This window comes from Streptomyces sp. NPDC104367 (assembly GCF_055583825.1).
This window is the reverse complement of sequence record NZ_JBVJND010000025.1, coordinates 1-18,091: the sequence shown is the minus strand read 5'-3', so window position 1 is coordinate 18,091 and position 18,091 is coordinate 1. Positions and strand designations below refer to the sequence as shown.

Sequence of the window (18,091 nt, the reverse complement as noted above, 5' to 3'; positions counted from 1 at the left end):
GAGTGACATGAGCGCAGACGGTCAGGGAAGAAGTCACTGGTTCGACGACGAGGCCGGACCGGTCGTCCGTCCCTACGCCATGACGCGCGGCCGCACCACCAGTGCGGCCCAGCACCGCCTCGACCTGATCGCGGTGGTCGTCACGGAGCCCCACGCGGACGACCCCGAGGACGACCGGATGCTGTCCCCGGAACACGTGGACATCGTCGAGCTGTGCCGGGACACCCCGCAGTCGGTCGCCGAGCTGGCCTCGGAACTCGATCTGCCGATCGGAGTGGTCCGGGTCCTGATCGGCGACCTCGTCGACGGTGAACTCGTCCACGTCAACCGTCCGGTTCCCCCGGCCGAGCTGGTGGACGAGAGTATTCTGCGCGACGTGATCAACGGCCTCCGGGCCCTGTGACCGGCGCGGAAGCGGAGTAACGACGTGACAGGCTGGCAGTTCTGGGTCGACCGTGGCGGTACGTTCACCGACGTCGTCGCGCGGCGCCCGGACGGCCGGCTGCTCACCCACAAACTGCTCTCCGACAACCCCGCGCGGTACGCCGACGCGGCCGTGGCCGGCGTGCGCGAACTCCTCGACGGCTCCGGTGACCCCGTCGACACCGTCCGCATGGGCACCACGGTCGCCACCAACGCGCTCCTGGAACGCAAGGGCGAGCGCACCCTCCTGGTCGTCACCCGCGGCTTCCGCGACGCCCTGCGCATCGCCTACCAGAACCGCCCCGCCATCTTCGCCCGCCGCATCGAACTCCCCGAACTGCTCCACGAACGGGTCGTCGAGGCCGACGAGCGCGTGGCCGCCGACGGCACCGTGCTGCGCGCACCCGACCTGGCCGCGCTCGCGGGCCCGCTCCAGGAGGCGTACGACGACGGGATCCGCGCCGTCGCCGTCGTCTGCATGCACAGCCACCTGTACCCCGCCCACGAGCAGGCCATCGGCGAGCTGGCCGCCCGCACCGGCTTCCCGCAGATCTCGCTGTCCAGCGAGGTCAGCCCGCTGATGAAGCTCGTCCCGCGCGGGGACACCGCCGTCGTCGACGCCTACCTGTCGCCCGTGCTGCGCCGCTACGTACGGCGCGTGGCCGACCAGCTCGAAGACGTGCGGCTGCTGTTCATGCAGTCCAACGGCGGGCTCACCGAGGCCGGGCGGTTCCGCGGCAAGGACGCCGTCCTCTCCGGACCGGCCGGCGGGATCGTCGGCATGGCCCGGATGTCGCGGCTCGCCGGCTTCGACCGCGTCATCGGCTTCGACATGGGCGGCACCTCCACCGACGTCTCCCACTTCGCCGGCGCGTACGAACGGGTCTTCACCACCCGGATCGCGGGCGTCCGGCTGCGCGCCCCCATGCTGGACATCCACACCGTCGCCGCGGGCGGCGGCTCGGTGCTGCACTTCGACGGCTCCCGCTACCGCGTCGGACCCGACTCGGCCGGCGCCGACCCCGGCCCTGCCTGCTACCGGGGCGGCGGCCCGCTCGCCGTCACCGACGCCAACGTGATGCTCGGCCGGATCCAGCCCGCCCACTTCCCCCAGGTGTTCGGACCCGACGGGAACCAGCCGCTGGACGCCGGCCTCGTCCGCGACCGCTTCACCGCCCTCGCACACGAGATCCGCGAACGCACCGGCGACGACCGCAGCCCCGAACAGGTCGCCGAGGGCTACCTGAGCATCGCCGTGGCCAACATCGCGGGCGCCGTGAAGCGGATCTCCGTCCAGAAGGGCCACGACGTCACCCGCTACGCCCTCACCACCTTCGGCGGGGCCGGCGGGCAGCACGCGTGCAGGGTCGCCGACTCGCTCGGCATCCGCACCGTCCTGGTCCCGCCCATGGCCGGTCTCCTGTCCGCGCTCGGCATCGGCCTCGCCGACACCACCGCCATGCGCGAACAGTCCGTCGAGGCCCCGCTGGAGCCCGCCGCCATGCCCGGTGTCCGCCGGACCGCCGACGACCTGGAGGCCGCGGCCCGCGCCGAACTCCTCGCCGAGGACGTCCCCCGGGACAGCGTCGAGGTCACCCGGCGCGCCCAGCTCCGCTACGACGGCACCGACACCACCCTCACCGTCGAACTGACCGAGCCCGACGCGATGAGACACGCCTTCGAAGAACGTCATCGCGCCACGTACTCCTTCACGCTCGACCGCCCGGTCGTCGTCGAAGCCCTCTCCGTGGAAGCCACCGGCATCACCCGTCCCCCCGATCTCTCCGCCCTCGCCCCGTACGAGGGCCGCCCCGCCGCACCGGAGACCGTCCGCCTCCACACCGGCGGCGCCTGGCGCGACGTCCCCCTGCACCGCCGCGAGAATCTGCCCCCCGGCGAATCCGTCACCGGCCCCGCGATCATCACCGAGGCCGGCGCCACGACCGTCGTCGACGACGGCTGGCGGGCCGCGGCGACCGACGACGGGCATCTGGTCATGGAACGGGCGGCGGTCACGGAGAGTTCCGATCTCGGCACGGAAGTCGATCCGGTCCTGCTGGAGGTCTTCAACAACCTGTTCATGTCCATCGCCGAACAGATGGGCGCCCGGCTGGAGTCGACCGCCCAGTCCGTCAACATCAAGGAACGCCTCGACTTCTCCTGCGCCCTGTTCGACCCGGACGGCAACCTGGTGGCCAACGCCCCCCACATCCCCGTCCACCTGGGCTCCATGGGCACCAGCGTCAAAGAGGTCATCCGCCGCCGGGGCACCTCGATGCGCCCGGGCGACACCTACGCCGTCAACGACCCCTACCACGGCGGCACCCACCTGCCCGACGTCACCGTGATCACCCCGGTCTTCGACACCGACCGCACCGCCGACACGGAGAGTAACGCCTCCCCGGCTCCGGAGATCCTCTTCTACGTCGCCTCCCGCGGCCACCACGCCGAGATCGGCGGCATCGCGCCCGGCTCCATGCCCGCCGACAGCCGCACCATCGAGGAGGAGGGCGTCCTCTTCGACAACTGGCTGCTCGCCGAGAACGGCCGGTTCCGCGAGTCCGAGACCCACCGGCTGCTCGCCGAGGCCACCCATCCCTCCCGCAACATCCCGACCAACCTCGCCGACCTGCGCGCCCAGATCGCCGCCAACCGCAAGGGCGTCGACGAGGTCGGCCGCATGATCGAGGAGTTCGGCCTCGACGTCGTCCAGGCCTACATGCGGCACGTCCAGGACAACGCCGAAGAGGCCGTCCGCCGGGTCGTCGACGCCCTCGACGACGGTGAGTACGCCTACGAGACCGACTCCGGCGCCGTCATCCGGGTACGCGTGCGCGTGGACCGCGGAAACCGGCGCGCCACCATCGACTTCACCGGCACCTCGGCACAGCTCGCCTCCAACTTCAACGCCCCGTTCTCGGTCGTCAACGCGGCCGTCCTGTACGTCTTCCGCACCCTGGTCGCCGACGACATCCCGCTCAACGACGGCTGTCTGCGCCCGCTCGACATCGTTGTACCGCCCGGCTCGATGCTCGCCCCCGAGCCGCCGGCCGCCGTGGTCGCGGGCAACGTGGAGACCTCCCAGGCCATCACCGGCGCCCTCTACGCGGCGCTCGGCGTCCAGGCCGAGGGCTCCGGGACCATGAACAACGTCACCTTCGGCAACGAACGCCACCAGTACTACGAGACGGTGGCCTCCGGATCCGGAGCGGGCGACGGCTTCCCCGGCGCGAGCGTCGTACAGACCCACATGACCAACTCCAGGCTCACCGACCCGGAGGTCCTGGAGTGGCGGCTGCCCGTCCGGCTCGACGAGTTCGCCGTCCGGCGGGGCAGCGGCGGCGCGGGCCGCTGGCCGGGCGGGGACGGCGCGGTCCGCCGTATCCGCTTCCTGGAACCCATGACCGTCTCCACCCTCTCCCAGCACCGCCGTGTCCCGCCGTACGGTATGGCCGGGGGCGAACCCGGCGCGCTCGGCGCGAACCGGGTCGAGCGGGCCGACGGCACGATCACCCGGCTCGGCGGCAGCGATGCCGCCGACGTCGGCCCCGACGATGTACTCGTCATCGAAACCCCGGGTGGCGGCGGCTACGGACGCCCGTCATCCGACACCCATCTGGCAGGAGAAGAGATCGATGATCTTCGGGCGATCTGAGCGTGGCAAGCCACCGGTCGAGCCCGTCACGCTCAAGATCCTCGTGGCCGGCGGCTTCGGCGTGGGCAAGACGACCCTCGTCGGCGCGGTCAGCGAGATCAGGCCGCTGCGCACCGAGGAGCTGCTCACCGAGGCCGGGCGGCCGATCGACGACACCGCCGGTGTCGAGGGCAAGCACACCACCACCGTGGCCATGGACTTCGGGCGTATCACCCTGCGCGAGGACCTGGTGCTGTACCTGTTCGGCACGCCCGGGCAGGAGCGGTTCTGGTTCATGTGGGACGAGCTGTCCGAGGGCTCGCTGGGCGCGGTGGTGCTCGCCGACACCCGCCGCCTGGAGGACTGCTTCGCGGCCGTCGACTACTTCGAACGGCGGTCGATTCCGTTCGTCATGGGCGTCAACTGCTTCGAGGGCTCGGACCGGTACCCGGTGGACGACGTCAGGCAGGCCCTCGACCTCGATCCGGACGTACCGGTCGTGCTCTGCGACGCCAGGGACCGCGAGTCGGTCAAGGAGGTCCTCATCGGCGTCGTGCAGCACGCGATGGCGTACGCCGCGAACCACCGCGCCGCCGTCACCACCTGACGCCCCGGCACGGCCCGTACCCCCGCCGACCGGGGTACGGGCCGTGGTCCCAGGGGGTTACTCGCCGTCCTCCAGCCAGCCGAGGCTCTTCTCCACCGCCCTGCGCCAGTTCGCGTACTCCCGGTCGCGCACCGGGGCCGCCATGGCGGGCGTCCACTCGGCGTCCCGCTGCCAGTGCGACTTGAGTTCGTCGAGGTCGTTCCAGACGCCGGTCGCCAGACCGGCCGCGTAGGCGGCGCCCAGGCAGGTCGTCTCGGAGACCCGGGGCCGGACGACCGGCACCCCGAGGACGTCGGCCTGGTGCTGCATCAGGAGATTGTTCTTCGTCATGCCGCCGTCCACCTTCAGGGTCGTGATCTGCACCCCGGAGTCCTGGCGCATGGCGTCCACGACCTCGCGCGTCTGCCAGCTCGTCGCCTCCAGCACCGCGCGGGCCAGGTGTGCCTTCGTGACGTAGCGGGTGAGACCGGTGACGACCCCGCGCGCGTCCGAGCGCCAGTAGGGCGCGAAGAGGCCGGAGAAGGCGGGCACGATGTAGGCGCCCCCGTTGTCGTCCACGCTCGCCGCCAGCGTCTCGATCTCGTCGGCTGTCCGGATGACGCCGAGCTGGTCCCGGAACCACTGGACGAGCGCGCCCGTTATGGCGATGGAACCCTCCAGGCAGTACACCGGCGCCTCCCCGCCGATCTTGTAGCCCATCGTCGTCAGCAGCCCGTTTTTGGACGGCACCGGCCGGTCGCCGGTGTTGAGCAGCAGGAAACTGCCCGTGCCGTAGGTGTTCTTGGCCGTCCCGACGTCGTAGCAGGCCTGCCCGAACACCGCCGCCTGCTGGTCGCCGAGGGCGGACGCCACCGGTACGCCGGCGAGCTGGCCGACGGCGGTTCCGTACACCTCGGCGGAGGACCTGATCTCGGGCAGGACCGCCGCGGGGACGTTCATCGCGGCCAGGATGGAGGTGTCCCACTGGAGGGTCTCCAGGTTCATCAGCATGGTGCGCCCGGCGTTGGTGACGTCGGTGACGTGCCGGCCGCCCTCGGTGCCGCCGGTGAGGTTCCAGATCAGCCAGGAGTCGATGGTCCCGAAGGCGATCTCGCCGCGCTCGGCCCGGTCCCGCAGCCCGGGTACGCTGTCCAGCAGCCAGGCCGCCTTGGGCCCGGAGAAGTAGCTCGCCAGGGGCAGCCCGGTCCGGTCGCGGAAGCGGTCCTGGCCGTCGCTGCCGCCGAGTTCGTTGCACAGGGCCGCGGTGCGGGTGTCCTGCCAGACGATCGCGTTGTGCACGGGCTTGCCCGTGGCCCGGTCCCACAGGACCGTCGTCTCGCGCTGGTTGGTGATGCCGAGCGCGCTCAGCTGGTCCGCGCGCAGCCCGGCGTTGGCGAGCGCCCCGGCGACCACGGCCTGCACCTTGGACCAGATCTCGGTGGCGTCGTGCTCCACCCAGCCCGGCTTGGGGAAGATCTGCCGGTGCTCGCGCTGGTCGACGGCGACGATCGCGCCGCCGTGGTCGAAGATGATGCAGCGGCTCGACGTGGTGCCCTGGTCGATTGCGGCGACGTACTTCTCGGCGGTGTCCGTCATGGCTACCCCTAGGTCGCTGGGTCGGAAGGCTGCGTGGATGAGCGGCCGCGGTGCGTCCCGGGGCCGCGGCGGGTCAGAAGGCCGCGTGGTAGAGGAGACCCGCGAGCGCCCCGCCGATCAGCGGGCCGACGACCGGGATCCAGGCGTAGCCCCAGTCGGAGGTGCCCTTGTTGGGGATCGGCAGGAAGGTGTGCACGATCCGGGGGCCGAGGTCGCGCGTGGGGTTGATGGCGTAGCCCGTGGGCCCGCCGAGCGACAGTCCGATGCCGACGACGAGCAGCGAGACGATCAGCACGGTGGTGCCGGACTCGCCGAGCCCCTTGGTCAGTCCGAACGCGAGGACGGGCAGGACCAGCGCGATCGTCGCGATGATCTCGGTGATCAGGTTGGCGACCGGGTTCCGGATCTCCGGGATGGTCGAGAAGATGCCGAGGGTCGGGACCGGCTCCTCCGCCGACTCCTCGTCGCGCACGTTGGCCCGGAACTGGGCGAGGTAGACCAGATACGTCAGGACGGCGCCCAGCATCGCGCCGACGGACTGGCCGAGCAGATAGACCCAGACCTTGCCCCACTCTCCGGTGTCCACGGCGATCCCGATGGTGACGGCGGGGTTGAGCTGGCCTCCCGACAGCGGCGCGGCGGTGTAGGCGCCGGCGAGGACGCCGAACCCCCAGCCGAACGCGATCACCACCCACCCCGAGGCCCGGGCCTTGGAGTGTCTGAGGGTGACCGCGGCGCAGACACCGGCACCGAACAGGATCAGGACGGCCGTGCCGATGACTTCGCCGACGAATATGTCTCCGTTGCTCATGGCGGCTCCCAGGACGCTGGCCGGGGATCGAACCCGGCGCTCCGAGCAGGAACGGTTCCCTTGCCGACGTCAGCCGAAGGCAGGGAAGGCCCCGCGCCCCGCCCGGCGTCAGTGACGAGCGTGCAGTGGCGGCCGAATCGCCCATGGGGGACCGGGACTCGAGACAGGAGCGGCCCATGGCACAGTGCCTGATTACGCCGAGAATGTACGGCGATGTCGACCGACACCGGAAGTTTTCACCGGCGCCCTGGGAGCGTCAAGGTCGCCGACGGCAACTATGACGGGCGCCTCGCGGAAGGCCACCACGGCCAGCCTGCCGTCGAGTTCGGGACCGCCGCACCACCGGCTGGCAGGAGCGAGGCGGGTTCACGAGACGTACACGCACACCATTCCGGGGTGATCACGCGCGGTGTGCGCCCCTCGCTGCCGACCGCGTCCCGCTAGCGCACCGCGATCACGGACGAGCCGTGCCCGAACAGCCCCTGGTTGGCCGTGATCCCCACGCGCGCGTCCGCCACCTGACGGTCGCCCGCCGCCTCCCTCAACTGCCAGGTCAGCTCGCAGACCTGGGCGATCGCCTGGGCCGGCACCGCCTCACCGAACGAGGCGAGCCCACCGCTGGCGTTGACGGGTATCCGGCCGCCGGGGGCCGTCGCGCCCTCGCGCAGCAGCTTCGCCGCCCCGCCCTCGGCGCACAGCCCCAGGTCCTCGTACCACTGCAGCTCCAGCGCGGTGGACAGGTCGTACACCTCCGCGAGGGACAGCTCCTCGGGGCCGATGCCCGCCTCCTCGTAGGCGGCCCGCGCGATGGACGCCCGGAAGGTCTCCCCGGACGGCTCCACCGCCGCCGCGGAGTCCGTGGCGATGTCCGGCAGGTCCAGCACCGTGCTCGGATAGCGCGGTGTGACCGTGGACACCGCGCGGATCCGCACCGGCCGGGCCGCGCCGTGCCGGCGGGCGAACTCCAGGCTGGAGAGGACCAGCGCCGCCCCGCCGTCCGAGGTCGCGCAGATGTCGAGCAGCCGCAGCGGATCGGCGACCACCGCGGAGGCGGCCACCTCCTCCGCGGTCACCCGCTTGCGGTAGCGGGCGTACGGGTTCAGCGCGCCCAGTGCCGCGTTCTTCACCTTGACCAGCGCGAAGTCCTCCGGGGTGTCACCGAACAGCGCCATCCGCCGGCGCGCGTACAGCCCGAAGTACGTCGGGTTCGTCGCCCCGAGCAGCCGGAAGCGCAGCCAGTCGGGATCGTCGGGGCGGTCGCCGCCGGCGGGCCGGAAGAAGCCCTTGGGCGCCGCGTCCGCGCCCACCACGAGCACCACGTCCGCGAGCCCCGCGAGGATCTGCGCCCGTGCCGCGGCGACCGCCTGTGCCCCGGACGCGCACGCCGCGTACACGCTCGCGACCCGGGCTCCCTGCCAGCCCAGCGCCTTGGCGAAGGTCGCGCCGGAGACGTATCCGGGGTACCCGCCACGCACCGTGTCCGCGCCCACGATCGAGCCGACGTCCCGCCACTGCAGCCCGGCGTCCGCGAGGGCCGCGCGGGCCGCCGCCGTCCCGTACTCGACGAAGCCGCGCCCCCACTTGCCCCAGGGGTGCATGCCCACACCGAGCACCGCCACGTCCGCCGTCATGCCGTCACCCCCGTCGGCCGCCAGTGCCAGGTCGTCCAGGTCGTCTGCGCGTCCTCGCTGAGCACTCCGGGGACGATCTCGACCTCCATGCCCACCGCCAGATCGGCGGCGGTGATCCCGGGAACCGCCTGCCCCAGCACCACGATCCGCTCGGACGCCAGCTCCACAGCGATCAACGCGTACGGCTCCCACGGAAGTTCCGGATCGCTCACATAGGGTGACGGCGGTCGGTACCTGCCGTCGGTGTACGACCAGATCCGCCCGTGCCGGGACAGCGGGACCTCCTCCAGATCACCGCCCGCGCACCCGGGGTTGCGGCAGTGGACGTCCTCGCGCGGGAAGAAGACCGAGGCGCAGGCCGCGCAGCGGGTGCCCAGCAGCCGGAAGTCCTGCCCCTCGCCAGTGAACCAGCCGTCGACCGCGGGTGTGCGTGTACGCGACAAAGCTCCTCCAGGGCAGCGGATCTGACGGAACGTCAGAAGTGTGCCACGTACCGCCGCCGTTGGGCAGGGCGCGCCCGCGGGCCGGAACGCATCGGCCGGATCCCGTCCGGTCCGGCGGCGGTTCGCTTCGGTGACGAAGCGGTCGGTTCACTTCCGGAAGGAGACGCTCCTCCGACCGCGAGACGGCGTTCCCGTGATCGGATAAAGTCCGCGCGTGTCCGAAAATCAGCACCCAATTGCCAACTCCGCTCCGGGCTCGCACTGTTCGAGCTGCGGAGCGGCCTACGGAGAGGGAATCTCCGACTGGCCCCGCACCTGCCCGGCCTGCGGCCACATCGCCTACCGCAACCCGCTTCCGGTGGCGATCGCCCTCCAGCCCGTGTACGACACGAAGGGCACCGCCCTGGTCGTCATCACCCGAACCGTCGCCCCCGCGCGCGGCGGCGTCGCGCTCCCCGGCGGCTACGTCGACGACCGCGAGGACTGGAAGCAGGCCGTCGTCCGGGAACTCAAGGAGGAGACGGGCATCGACGCCGTCGGCCGCGAGGTACGCCTCGTCGACGCCATGAGCTCACCCGACGGGCACCTGCTGCTGTTCGGACTCCTCCCGGAACGCCCGGCCGAAGGACTCCCGCCCTCCGGCGCGACGGACGAGACGGAGGGCTGGCACCTGCTGCGCAGGCCCGAGGAACTCGCCTTCCCGCTGCACAGCGTGGCCGTCCGCGCCTGGTTCGAGGGCCGCTACTGAGCCGCCCGGCTCACCCCAGCCCCCTGACCCGCACGGGGTGGGCGGGCGCGCTCACCCCGCTCTCGCCCACCCGCCCGACCACCACGCGCCGGCCCTCCCAACGGGCGACGTAACGCTCGACCTCCGGCTCGTCCCAGCCGTCGCCCGCGTCCGGCACGAACAGCCCGCCCCCGGTCCGCCCACGGACGGGGGCCCACACCTCCAGCAGCGTCCCGCCGTCCTCGCCCCGCACCGGAAGCACCGCACCCGCGCGCGCGAGCACCGGGATCCGCGACAACGGGGCGTCCACCAGCACCTGCCCGGGCCCCTCGTACACCCGCTCCGTCGCCGTGTCGTACCAACGCCCCCGGGGCAGCTGGACCGCCCGCCGATCGGCACCCGGACCGAGCACCGGCGCCACCAGCAGCCCGTCGCCCAGCAGGAACGCGTCCTCGCAGTCGCGCAGCGCCCGGTCCTCCGGCGCGCCCCACCACAACGGCCGCACATAGGGCGCCCCGGTCCGCCGGGCCAGATGCGCCAGCGTCACGAAGTACGGCAGCAGACGCCGCCGTTCGAGCAGCGCCACGCGCGCGTGCTCCAGCACCTCGGACCCGAACTCCCACGGCTCCCGACGCCCCGCCCGCATGCTCGCGTGCGTCCGGAACAACGGCAGGTACGCACCCAGCTGGAACCAGCGCAGGAACAGCTCGGGCGACGGACTCCCGTCGAAACCGCCCACGTCCGGACCCGAGTACGGGACCCCGCACAGACCGAGCCCCAGCACCAGCGACAACGACGCCCGCAGCCCCGGCCAGCCCGTGGCGACGTCACCCGACCACGTACCGCCGTAACGCTGCATACCGGCCCACCCCGCGCGCGAGAACAGGAACGGCCGCTCCTTGGGCGCCAGTTCCCGCAGCCCCTCGTAAGCCGCCCGGGCCATGCACAGCGCGTAGACGTTGTGCGCCTCCCGGTGGTCGCCGCCACGCCCCTCCAGGGCATGCCGCGCCGAACGCGGCAGCGTCGACTCACCGAACGCGGTGAAGGACGTCGGCTCGTTCATGTCGTGCCAGAAGCCCGCGAACCCCTCGTCCAGCCGCTCCCCGTACAGGCCGCCCCACCACTCACGCACGCGCGCGTGCGTGAAGTCCGGGTAGACGGACTCACCCGCCCACACCACACCCTCCACCGCACGCCCCGACGGATCCCGCACGAAGGCGTCGACGGCCGTCCCGGCGTCGTAGACCGCGTTGCCCGGCTCGGCCCGCACCGCCGGGTCCACGATCGACACCAGCCGGATCCCGTCCCGCCGCAGCTCCTCCGCCAGCGTCGGCAGCTTCGGGAAGCGCTCATGGTCCACCGTGAACACCTGATGGGCGTCGTAGTGGTCGATGTCCAGGTGGACGGCGTCCAGCGGCAGACCGCGCTCCTGGTAACCCGCGACGATCCGCCGTACCTCCTGCTCGCTGCCGAAACCCCAGCGCGCGTGGTGATGGCCCAGCGCCCACGCCGGCGGCAGCGCGGGCGCCCCGGTCAGCGAGGCCCAGGTGTGCAGCACGCGCGCGGGGGCGCCCACCATCACCCAGCAGCGCAACGGCCCCCCGTCCATCCGCAGCTCGCACCGCCCGGTCCGGTCATGGCCCGAACCGGCGCCCTCCTCGCCCTCCCGCAGCGTCACCGTCCCGTCCCACGAGGTGTCGTGGAACACCAGATGCGCGGCCGCGTCCGCCACCACCAGCTGCACGGGCATCGTCACGTACAGCGGATCGTCACCGGGCCCGAACCCACGCCCCGGATCGGTGTTCCACAGCCGGTACGTGCCGTCCCTCAGCCGCGGCCCCGAGGCACGCCCCCCGAGCCCGAAGAACCGCGCGTCCGCCGCCACCTCCGAGCGCTGCACCCAGCGCGCCGTACCCCCGCCCACCGGCTCCCACCACCGGGGCGGCTGGTCCCGCCGCAGCATCACGCCACCGGGCGTGCACACCTCCACCGCGCCGTGCCGCGAGACACCGACCGTCACCCGCTCCGCCACGACCCGCCAGCCGCCGTCCGTGTCCGGCTCCAGCACCGCACGCGGATCCGGCTCCGGACAACTGCCCACGAGCGCGTACGACGGCTCGGGACCGGCCCCGTCCCAGCCCCAGAAGACGGCCCCGTTCACGGCCACCGTGATCCTCAGCTCGGACCGGGCGAAGCGGATCACACCACCCCCGGGCCCCGGCTCCACACCCTGCACCGGCCCCGGCACCCGGGCACGCTCCGCCCCCCGCGCGGGCAGCCCGACGGCGTCGATCCGCCGCCTGCGCCACGCCGCCCGCACAGTACGCAACCCCTGAGCCGCCTTCATCGAACCGACCACTCTCACCGAACGCACCAGGTCACGACCGTCCATGCTGCTCACCCTGCCACTCAGCGCTCCACACGCGCGTGCCGTTCAACTGCCGTTCACCCGTGCCGGGACCACATCTTCACGACACGGACCGTGCGGAGCGCGCCCTGGTGCAGAAGTCGATCACATGGCATCGTCCCTGTCAGCCGCGTCACGCGCACACCCCAGCCCGTGCGCGACCGACGCACACCAGCGCAGAAGCCCGGGAGCCGCCCCATGCCGACCGCGAACCCCCAGCCGCTCTGGCAGCCCGATCCGGAACGGATCGCCCAGGCACGCATCACCAGGTTCCAGTCCTGGGCGGCGGAACACCACGGAGCCCCCGCCGAGGGCGGGTACCCGGCCCTGCACCGCTGGTCCGTCGACCATCCGGACACCTTCTGGCAGGCCGTCACCGAGTGGTTCGACGTGCGCTTCTCGACGCCCTACGCGCGCGTGCTCGGCGACCGCGCCATGCCCGGCGCCGACTGGTTCCCCGGCGCACGGCTGAACTACGCGGAGCACGCCCTGCGCGCCGCGGACACCCGGGCGGACGAACCCGCGCTCCTGTATGTCGACGAGACCCACGAACCGCGCCCGGTCACCTGGTCCGAACTGCGCCGCCAGGTGGGCTCACTGGCCGCCGAACTCCGCGCGCTCGGCGTGCGCCCCGGCGACCGCGTCAGCGGCTACCTCCCGAACGTCCCGCAGGCCGTGGTCGCACTCCTCGCCACGGCCGCCGTCGGAGCCGTCTGGACCTCCTGCGCCCCCGACTTCGGCGCCCGCGGCGTCCTGGACCGCTTCCAGCAGGTCGAACCCGTCGTCCTGTTCACCGTCGACGGCTACCGCTACGGCGGCAAGGAGCACGACCGCCGCGAGACCGTCGCCGAACTCCGCGGCGAACTCCCCACCCTGCGCGCCGTCGTCCACATCCCGCTGCTCGGCACCCCCGCGCCCGAAGGCGCCCTGGAGTGGTCGGCACTGACCTCCGCCGACACCGAGCCCGTATTCGAACAGGTGCCGTTCGGCCACCCGCTCTGGGTGCTGTACTCCTCCGGCACCACCGGCCTGCCCAAGGCCATCGTCCAGTCCCAGGGCGGCATCCTCGTCGAACACCTCAAACAGCTCGGCCTGCACTGCGACCTGGGCCCCGAGGACCGCTTCTTCTGGTACACCTCGACCGGCTGGATGATGTGGAACTTCCTCGTCTCCGGCCTCCTCACCGGCACCACGATCGTCCTGTACGACGGCAGCCCCGGCTACCCCGACATCAGCGCCCAGTGGCGCGTCGCCGAACGCACCGGAGCCACCCTCTACGGCACCTCGGCCGCCTACGTCATGGCCTGCCGCAAGGCCGGCGCACACCCCTCCCGCGACTTCGACCTCGCCAAGGTGCAGTGCGTCGCCACCACCGGCTCGCCGCTGCCCCCCGACGGCTTCCGCTGGCTGCACGACGAGGTCCGCGACGACCTCTGGATCGCCTCCGTCAGCGGCGGCACCGACGTGTGCTCCTGCTTCGCGGGCGCCGTACCCACCCTCCCCGTGTACACGGGCGAACTGCAGGCGGCCGGACTCGGCACCGACCTCCAGTCCTGGGACCCCAGCGGCAGACCCCTGGTCGACGAGGTCGGCGAACTGGTCGTCACCAACCCCATGCCCTCCATGCCGATCCACTTCTGGAACGACCCCGACGGCAGCCGCTACCACGACAGCTACTTCGACGTGTACCCCGGCGTCTGGCGGCACGGCGACTGGATCACCCTCACCTCACGCGGCACGGTGGTCATCCACGGCCGCTCCGACTCCACGCTCAACCGCCAGGGCGTGCGGATGGGCTCCGCCGACATCTACGAGGTCGTCGAACGCCTCCCCGAGATCAGGGAGTCCCTCGTCATCGGCATCGAACAGCCCGACGGCGGCTACTGGATGCCCCTCTTCGTCCACCTGGCCCCGGGCGCCGTGCTCGACGAGACCCTGCTGGACCGCATCAAACGGACCATCCGCGAACAGCTCTCGCCACGGCACGTCCCCGACGAGATCATCGAGGTGCCCGGCGTCCCGCACACCCTCACCGGAAAGCGCATCGAGGTCCCGGTCAAGCGCCTTCTCCAGGGCGCACCCCTGGAGAAGGCCGTCAACCCCGGCTCCATCGACAACCTCGACCTGCTGGGCTTCTACGAGAACCTGGCCCGCGAACGCGGCTGACCTTCCACCCCCCACTGTCAGTGGCGCCGGTTACTGTGAGTGAGCATTGATCGACCGCGCACAGGGGGAAAGAAACATGGCGCACACCGACCACCGGATCATGCGACGCGTCCTGCGCCGCGAAATCGCCGGCACCATCGGCCTGCTCACCGACGAACACGACTTCCGCGCCATGCGGCGCTACCGCACCTTCACCTTCGACGACCACCCCACCTACCTCCGACAGGTCGAAGCCCTCCTCAGGACCCGCGCCGCGGAAGGCACCCACACCACACTCGCCCTCTTCGACCCCGAGGAATACGCCGACTTCTGCACCGACACCGGACTCGAACCCGACGAACCCGCGAGCCGCACCCGCTTCACCGCCGAACTCGCGGCCACCGGCCCCACCGTCCCCTACGACGGCCGCCCCCTCACCGACCTCGTCCCCGCCCTCGTCGACGAGGCCGTACGCCAGGCCACCCGGGAGTACGCCGGCACCCTCCTCGCCCGCCTCGGCCCCTGCCCCACCTGCGGCGAGGACATCGGACGCGCCGCCTTCACCCGCGCCTCCCGCCTCCTCACCCGCATCCTCGACACCGCCCCACCCGGCGACCGGCACCTCGTGTGCAGCGTCTCCGGACCACCCGAAACACTCGTCACCGTCCTCCACGCCGACGAGGACGGCGAGGGCACCACCCACCTCGACGAGGCAGAGGCCCTCGAATTCACCAGCGTCCTGGCCCTCGGCCTCGCCACCCGCAGCCCCGGCGGACTCGTCATCCGCAGCAGCAGCCCCGGAGCCCCCGACCGCGTCTACGGCTGGCGGCTGCGCGCGGGCGGCCTCACACCCCTCACCGCGGGCGAGGTCTTCGACGCCTACTGCACCGACGTCGAGACCGGCGACCTCATCTCCCCGGAATCCGACGTCGACTACTGCGCACCACCCGACCTCGACGACCAGGACACGGCACCCGGCCACCACCACTGAACACACCAGGGGCGCCCCACCCGCAGGTGGAGCGCCCCTGGACGAACCGACGGCCGCGGCCGCCCCGGCTACTCGCCGGACAGCACCGCCTGAACCGCCGCACGCGCCTCGTCCGCGCTGTCGGCCGCACGCGCGGCCGACGCGGCCCGCTCGCACTGAGCCAGCGTGTACTTCGCCAGCGTCGCCCGCACATAAGGAATCGACGCCGCGCCCATGGACAGGGAGGTGACACCCAGACCCGCCAGCACACAGGCCAGCAGCGGATCCGACGCCGCCTCGCCGCACACACCGCAGCTCCTGCCCTCGGCCCGGGCCGCCTCGGCGGACAGCGCGACCAGGTCGAGCAGCGCGGGCTGCCACGGGTCCTGGAGCCGGGACACCGCACCGACCTGACGGTCCGCGGCGAACGTGTACTGCGCCAGATCGTTCGTGCCCAGCGACAGGAACTCGACCTCCTGGAGGATCGAGCGCGCCCGCAGCGCGGCGGACGGGATTTCCACCATCGCCCCGAACTTCGCCCGCAGCCCCGCCTCACGGCAGGCATCGGCGAACGCCTTGGCATCCGCGCGGTCGGCCACCATGGGCGCCATGACCTCAAGGTGGACGGGAAGCCCCTCGGCAGCCTTCGCCAGCGCCGTCAGCTGGGTGCGCAGTACATCGGGGTGGTCCAGCAGCGTCCGCAGACCGCGCACACCCAACGCCGGGTTCGGCTCGTCCGCCGGGGTCAGGAAGTCCAGCGGCTTGTCCGCGCCCGCGTCCAGCACCCGTACGACGACCCGGCCCTCCGGGAACGCCTCCAGCACCTGACGGTAGGCCTCGACCTGCTTCTCCTCGGAAGGAGCGTTCTTGCTGTCGTCGAGGAACAGGAACTCGGTACGGAACAGACCGACGCCCTCGGCACCGGCCGCCACGGCCGCCGGCACGTCCGCAGGTCCGCCCACGTTGGCCAGCAGCGGCACCTTGTGCCCGTCCGCCGTGACACCCGGACCCGTCGACGCGGCCAGCGCGGCCTTGCGCGCGGCGGCGGCCGACTCCAGTTCCGCCTTCTTCTCCGCGCTCGGGTTCACGAAGATGTCGCCGGTGCTGCCGTCGACGGCGATCACCGTGCCCTCCGCGAGCTCACCGGCACCCGGCAGCGCCACCACGGCCGGCACCCCGAGCGCCCGCGCCAGGATCGCGCTGTGACTGGTCGGGCCACCCTCCTCGGTCACGAAACCGAGCACCAGGGTCGGGTCCAGCAGCGCCGTGTCCGCCGGTGCCAGGTCCCGCGCCACCAGCACGTAGGGCTCGTCGCTGTCCGGGACACCCGGCATCGGAACGCCCAGCAGACGGGCGACGATTCGATTCCGCACATCGTCGAGGTCGGCCACCCGGCCGGCGAGGTACTCACCGGCGCCCGCCAGCAGCTCCCGGTACGCGGCGAACGCGTCGTACACGGCCCGCTCGGCGGTGCTGCCGACGGCGATCCGTCGCTCCACGTCAGCCATCAGCTCGGGGTCCTGGGCCATCATGGCCTGCGCTTCGAGCACTGCCTGGGCCTCGCCGCCGGCCAGGTTGCCGCGTGCCATGAGGTCGGCCGCGACGGCCTCCACGGCCTGCCGGGCACGCCCCTGCTCGCGCTCCGCCTCTTCCGCCGGGATCTGCTTGGCAGGCGGCTCCAGCACCGCCGTCCCCATGTGCCGAACCTCGCCGATCGCCACACCGTGGCTCACGCCGACGCCTCGCAGCGTTGTCTCCATCTCACCCGTCTCCGATAGTGCGGCGGGTCCCGCCGCCGCGATGGTTTGTCGTGGCCGCCGTCCTGTCCGTCGTACGACGGCACTCCGGCGGGTTCGTCACTTCCAGAGGAAGAGACTGTCGCCGGCCTTCACGTCGCCGTCGTCACGAAGGTCGGAGAGGGAGTCCGCGGTGGCCTCCAGGGCCACGACCGGGCACACCGGGGACTTGCCGGCGGCCTCGACCTCGGCCGGGTTCCAGCGCACGATGCCCTGGCCACGGGTCACGGTGTCGCCCTTGTTGACGAGCAACTCGAAGCCCTGGCCGTTGAGCTGCACCGTGTCGATGCCGAGGTGGGTGAGCACGCCGTGGCCGCTCTCGTCGACCACCACGAACGCGTGCGGGTGCAGAGAGACGATGACCCCGTCCACGGGCGCGACGACCTCGGAGGGCTCACGCGCGGGATCGATCGCGGTACCCGGGCCGACCATGGCCCCGGAGAAGACCGGATCCGGCACGCCGGCCAGTCCGATGGCACGTCCTGCGATAGGGGACGTCACGGTGGTCATGGGAAGCCTCCCAGGGGTGGAGCTGCTTACAGGCCGTCACTACCTGTCCCGGACGGCGCACTGAGCAGCAGCGTATGTCATATGAAGTGGCGGTTCCGCATGGAAGGTACCAGCTAATGGTCTAGACCACCAGCGTAATCGATTTGCACGGCCTCCGAGGGTCCGTGTACAGTCGTACTCCTGCTCGGGGCCGAGCGGCGCGGTAAAGCGTCCTTATCCCGGCAGCACCCAAACTTGTCAGATCCTAACTCGGGATCATCTTCCGCATGCCTGCGGGACGGTGGTCAGGGGGCCGGAAAAACACTGATAGAGTTTGGAACACCGAAGGGAAGCCCGGAGGAAAGCCCGAGAGGGTGAGTACAAAGGAAGCGACCGTTCCTTGAGAACTCAACAGCGTGCCAAAAGTCAACGC

The 18,091-nt window shown here is 71.8% G+C and carries 13 protein-coding genes; 6 read left to right on the top strand and 7 right to left on the bottom strand.

All coding sequences use genetic code 11. From position 1 onward, the window contains the following. The first annotated feature begins 7 nt into the window (after nt 1-7). From ACZ619_RS31560 to ACZ619_RS31550, 3 genes are read left to right on the top strand one after another with little or no spacing between them, the layout of a single operon-like run. Nucleotides 8-403, top strand: coding sequence for a DUF742 domain-containing protein (locus ACZ619_RS31560; RefSeq protein WP_469606155.1), 396 nt, complete (start codon nt 8-10; stop codon nt 401-403). 24 nt (nt 404-427) lie between these two features. Beyond that, nucleotides 428-4,078, top strand: a complete 3,651-nt coding sequence (locus ACZ619_RS31555; protein ID WP_469606153.1) for a hydantoinase B/oxoprolinase family protein — start codon at nt 428-430, stop codon at nt 4,076-4,078. Then, the gene (locus tag ACZ619_RS31550; RefSeq protein ID WP_469606151.1) at nt 4,059-4,664 is read left to right on the top strand and encodes a GTP-binding protein; all 606 of its coding nucleotides are present in this window, start codon (nt 4,059-4,061) and stop codon (nt 4,662-4,664) included. Before ACZ619_RS31555 ends, ACZ619_RS31550 begins: the two co-directional genes overlap by 20 nt. A gap of 57 nt (nt 4,665-4,721) precedes the next feature. Here the strand turns inward: ACZ619_RS31550 and glpK are convergent, their stop codons facing one another. The 4 genes from glpK to ACZ619_RS31530 all read right to left on the bottom strand — a co-directional run bounded on the left by glpK (nt 4,722) and on the right by ACZ619_RS31530 (nt 9,124). Continuing rightward, nucleotides 4,722-6,239 (bottom strand): glycerol kinase GlpK, encoded by a 1,518-nt coding sequence (gene glpK / locus ACZ619_RS31545; protein WP_469606149.1) that lies wholly within the window; start codon nt 6,237-6,239, stop codon nt 4,722-4,724. 73 nt (nt 6,240-6,312) lie between these two features. Continuing rightward, nucleotides 6,313-7,050, bottom strand: coding sequence for an MIP/aquaporin family protein (locus ACZ619_RS31540; protein ID WP_469606146.1), 738 nt, complete (start codon nt 7,048-7,050; stop codon nt 6,313-6,315). A gap of 440 nt (nt 7,051-7,490) precedes the next feature. After that, nucleotides 7,491-8,681: a lipid-transfer protein gene (locus ACZ619_RS31535; protein ID WP_469606144.1), complete on the bottom strand. Its 1,191-nt coding sequence runs from the start codon at nt 8,679-8,681 to the stop codon at nt 7,491-7,493. Continuing rightward, nucleotides 8,678-9,124, bottom strand: a complete 447-nt coding sequence (locus ACZ619_RS31530; RefSeq protein ID WP_469606141.1) for a Zn-ribbon domain-containing OB-fold protein — start codon at nt 9,122-9,124, stop codon at nt 8,678-8,680. Before ACZ619_RS31530 ends, ACZ619_RS31535 begins: the two co-directional genes overlap by 4 nt. Nucleotides 9,125-9,338: 214 nt before the next feature. On the opposite strand from ACZ619_RS31530, the gene ACZ619_RS31525 reads away from it, so the two are divergent. Continuing rightward, entirely contained in the window at nt 9,339-9,872 is a 534-nt protein-coding gene (locus ACZ619_RS31525) for an NUDIX domain-containing protein (RefSeq protein WP_469606138.1), read from the top strand. A gap of 10 nt (nt 9,873-9,882) precedes the next feature. Here ACZ619_RS31525 and ACZ619_RS31520 read toward each other — a convergent pair whose 3' ends face one another. Continuing rightward, nucleotides 9,883-12,243, bottom strand: coding sequence for a glycoside hydrolase family 31 protein (locus tag ACZ619_RS31520; RefSeq protein WP_469606135.1), 2,361 nt, complete (start codon nt 12,241-12,243; stop codon nt 9,883-9,885). Between the two features lie 213 nt (nt 12,244-12,456). Between ACZ619_RS31520 and ACZ619_RS31515 the strand changes: the two genes are divergently transcribed. Both ACZ619_RS31515 and ACZ619_RS31510 read left to right on the top strand, forming a co-directional pair. After that, on the top strand, nt 12,457-14,424 hold the full coding sequence (locus ACZ619_RS31515) for an acetoacetate--CoA ligase (protein WP_469606133.1): 1,968 nt from the start codon (nt 12,457-12,459) through the stop codon (nt 14,422-14,424). Nucleotides 14,425-14,500: 76 nt separating this feature from the next. Further along, nucleotides 14,501-15,394 carry a hypothetical protein gene (locus ACZ619_RS31510; protein WP_469606130.1) on the top strand — a complete coding sequence of 298 codons (894 nt, stop codon included), beginning with the start codon at nt 14,501-14,503 and terminating at the stop codon, nt 15,392-15,394. 68 nt (nt 15,395-15,462) lie between these two features. Here ACZ619_RS31510 and ptsP read toward each other — a convergent pair whose 3' ends face one another. Further along, nucleotides 15,463-17,133 (bottom strand): phosphoenolpyruvate--protein phosphotransferase, encoded by a 1,671-nt coding sequence (gene ptsP, locus ACZ619_RS31505; RefSeq protein WP_469606128.1) that lies wholly within the window; start codon nt 17,131-17,133, stop codon nt 15,463-15,465. A 96-nt stretch (nt 17,134-17,229) separates the two neighbouring features. After that, on the bottom strand, nt 17,230-17,679 hold the full coding sequence (locus tag ACZ619_RS31500) for a PTS sugar transporter subunit IIA (RefSeq protein WP_469606125.1): 450 nt from the start codon (nt 17,677-17,679) through the stop codon (nt 17,230-17,232). Nucleotides 17,680-18,091 lie beyond the last annotated feature (412 nt).

Coding starts and splice junctions, on each gene's coding strand:
- ACZ619_RS31560 (WP_469606155.1), top strand. CDS start 8: ATGAGCGCAGACGGTCAGGGAAGAAGTCACTGGTTCGACGACGAGGCC.
- ACZ619_RS31550 (WP_469606151.1), top strand. CDS start 4,059: ATGATCTTCGGGCGATCTGAGCGTGGCAAGCCACCGGTCGAGCCCGTC.
- glpK (WP_469606149.1), bottom strand. CDS start 6,239: ATGACGGACACCGCCGAGAAGTACGTCGCCGCAATCGACCAGGGCACC.
- ACZ619_RS31540 (WP_469606146.1), bottom strand. CDS start 7,050: ATGAGCAACGGAGACATATTCGTCGGCGAAGTCATCGGCACGGCCGTC.
- ACZ619_RS31535 (WP_469606144.1), bottom strand. CDS start 8,681: ATGACGGCGGACGTGGCGGTGCTCGGTGTGGGCATGCACCCCTGGGGC.
- ACZ619_RS31520 (WP_469606135.1), bottom strand. CDS start 12,243: ATGGACGGTCGTGACCTGGTGCGTTCGGTGAGAGTGGTCGGTTCGATG.
- ACZ619_RS31515 (WP_469606133.1), top strand. CDS start 12,457: ATGCCGACCGCGAACCCCCAGCCGCTCTGGCAGCCCGATCCGGAACGG.
- ACZ619_RS31510 (WP_469606130.1), top strand. CDS start 14,501: ATGGCGCACACCGACCACCGGATCATGCGACGCGTCCTGCGCCGCGAA.
- ptsP (WP_469606128.1), bottom strand. CDS start 17,133: ATGGAGACAACGCTGCGAGGCGTCGGCGTGAGCCACGGTGTGGCGATC.
- ACZ619_RS31500 (WP_469606125.1), bottom strand. CDS start 17,679: ATGACCACCGTGACGTCCCCTATCGCAGGACGTGCCATCGGACTGGCC.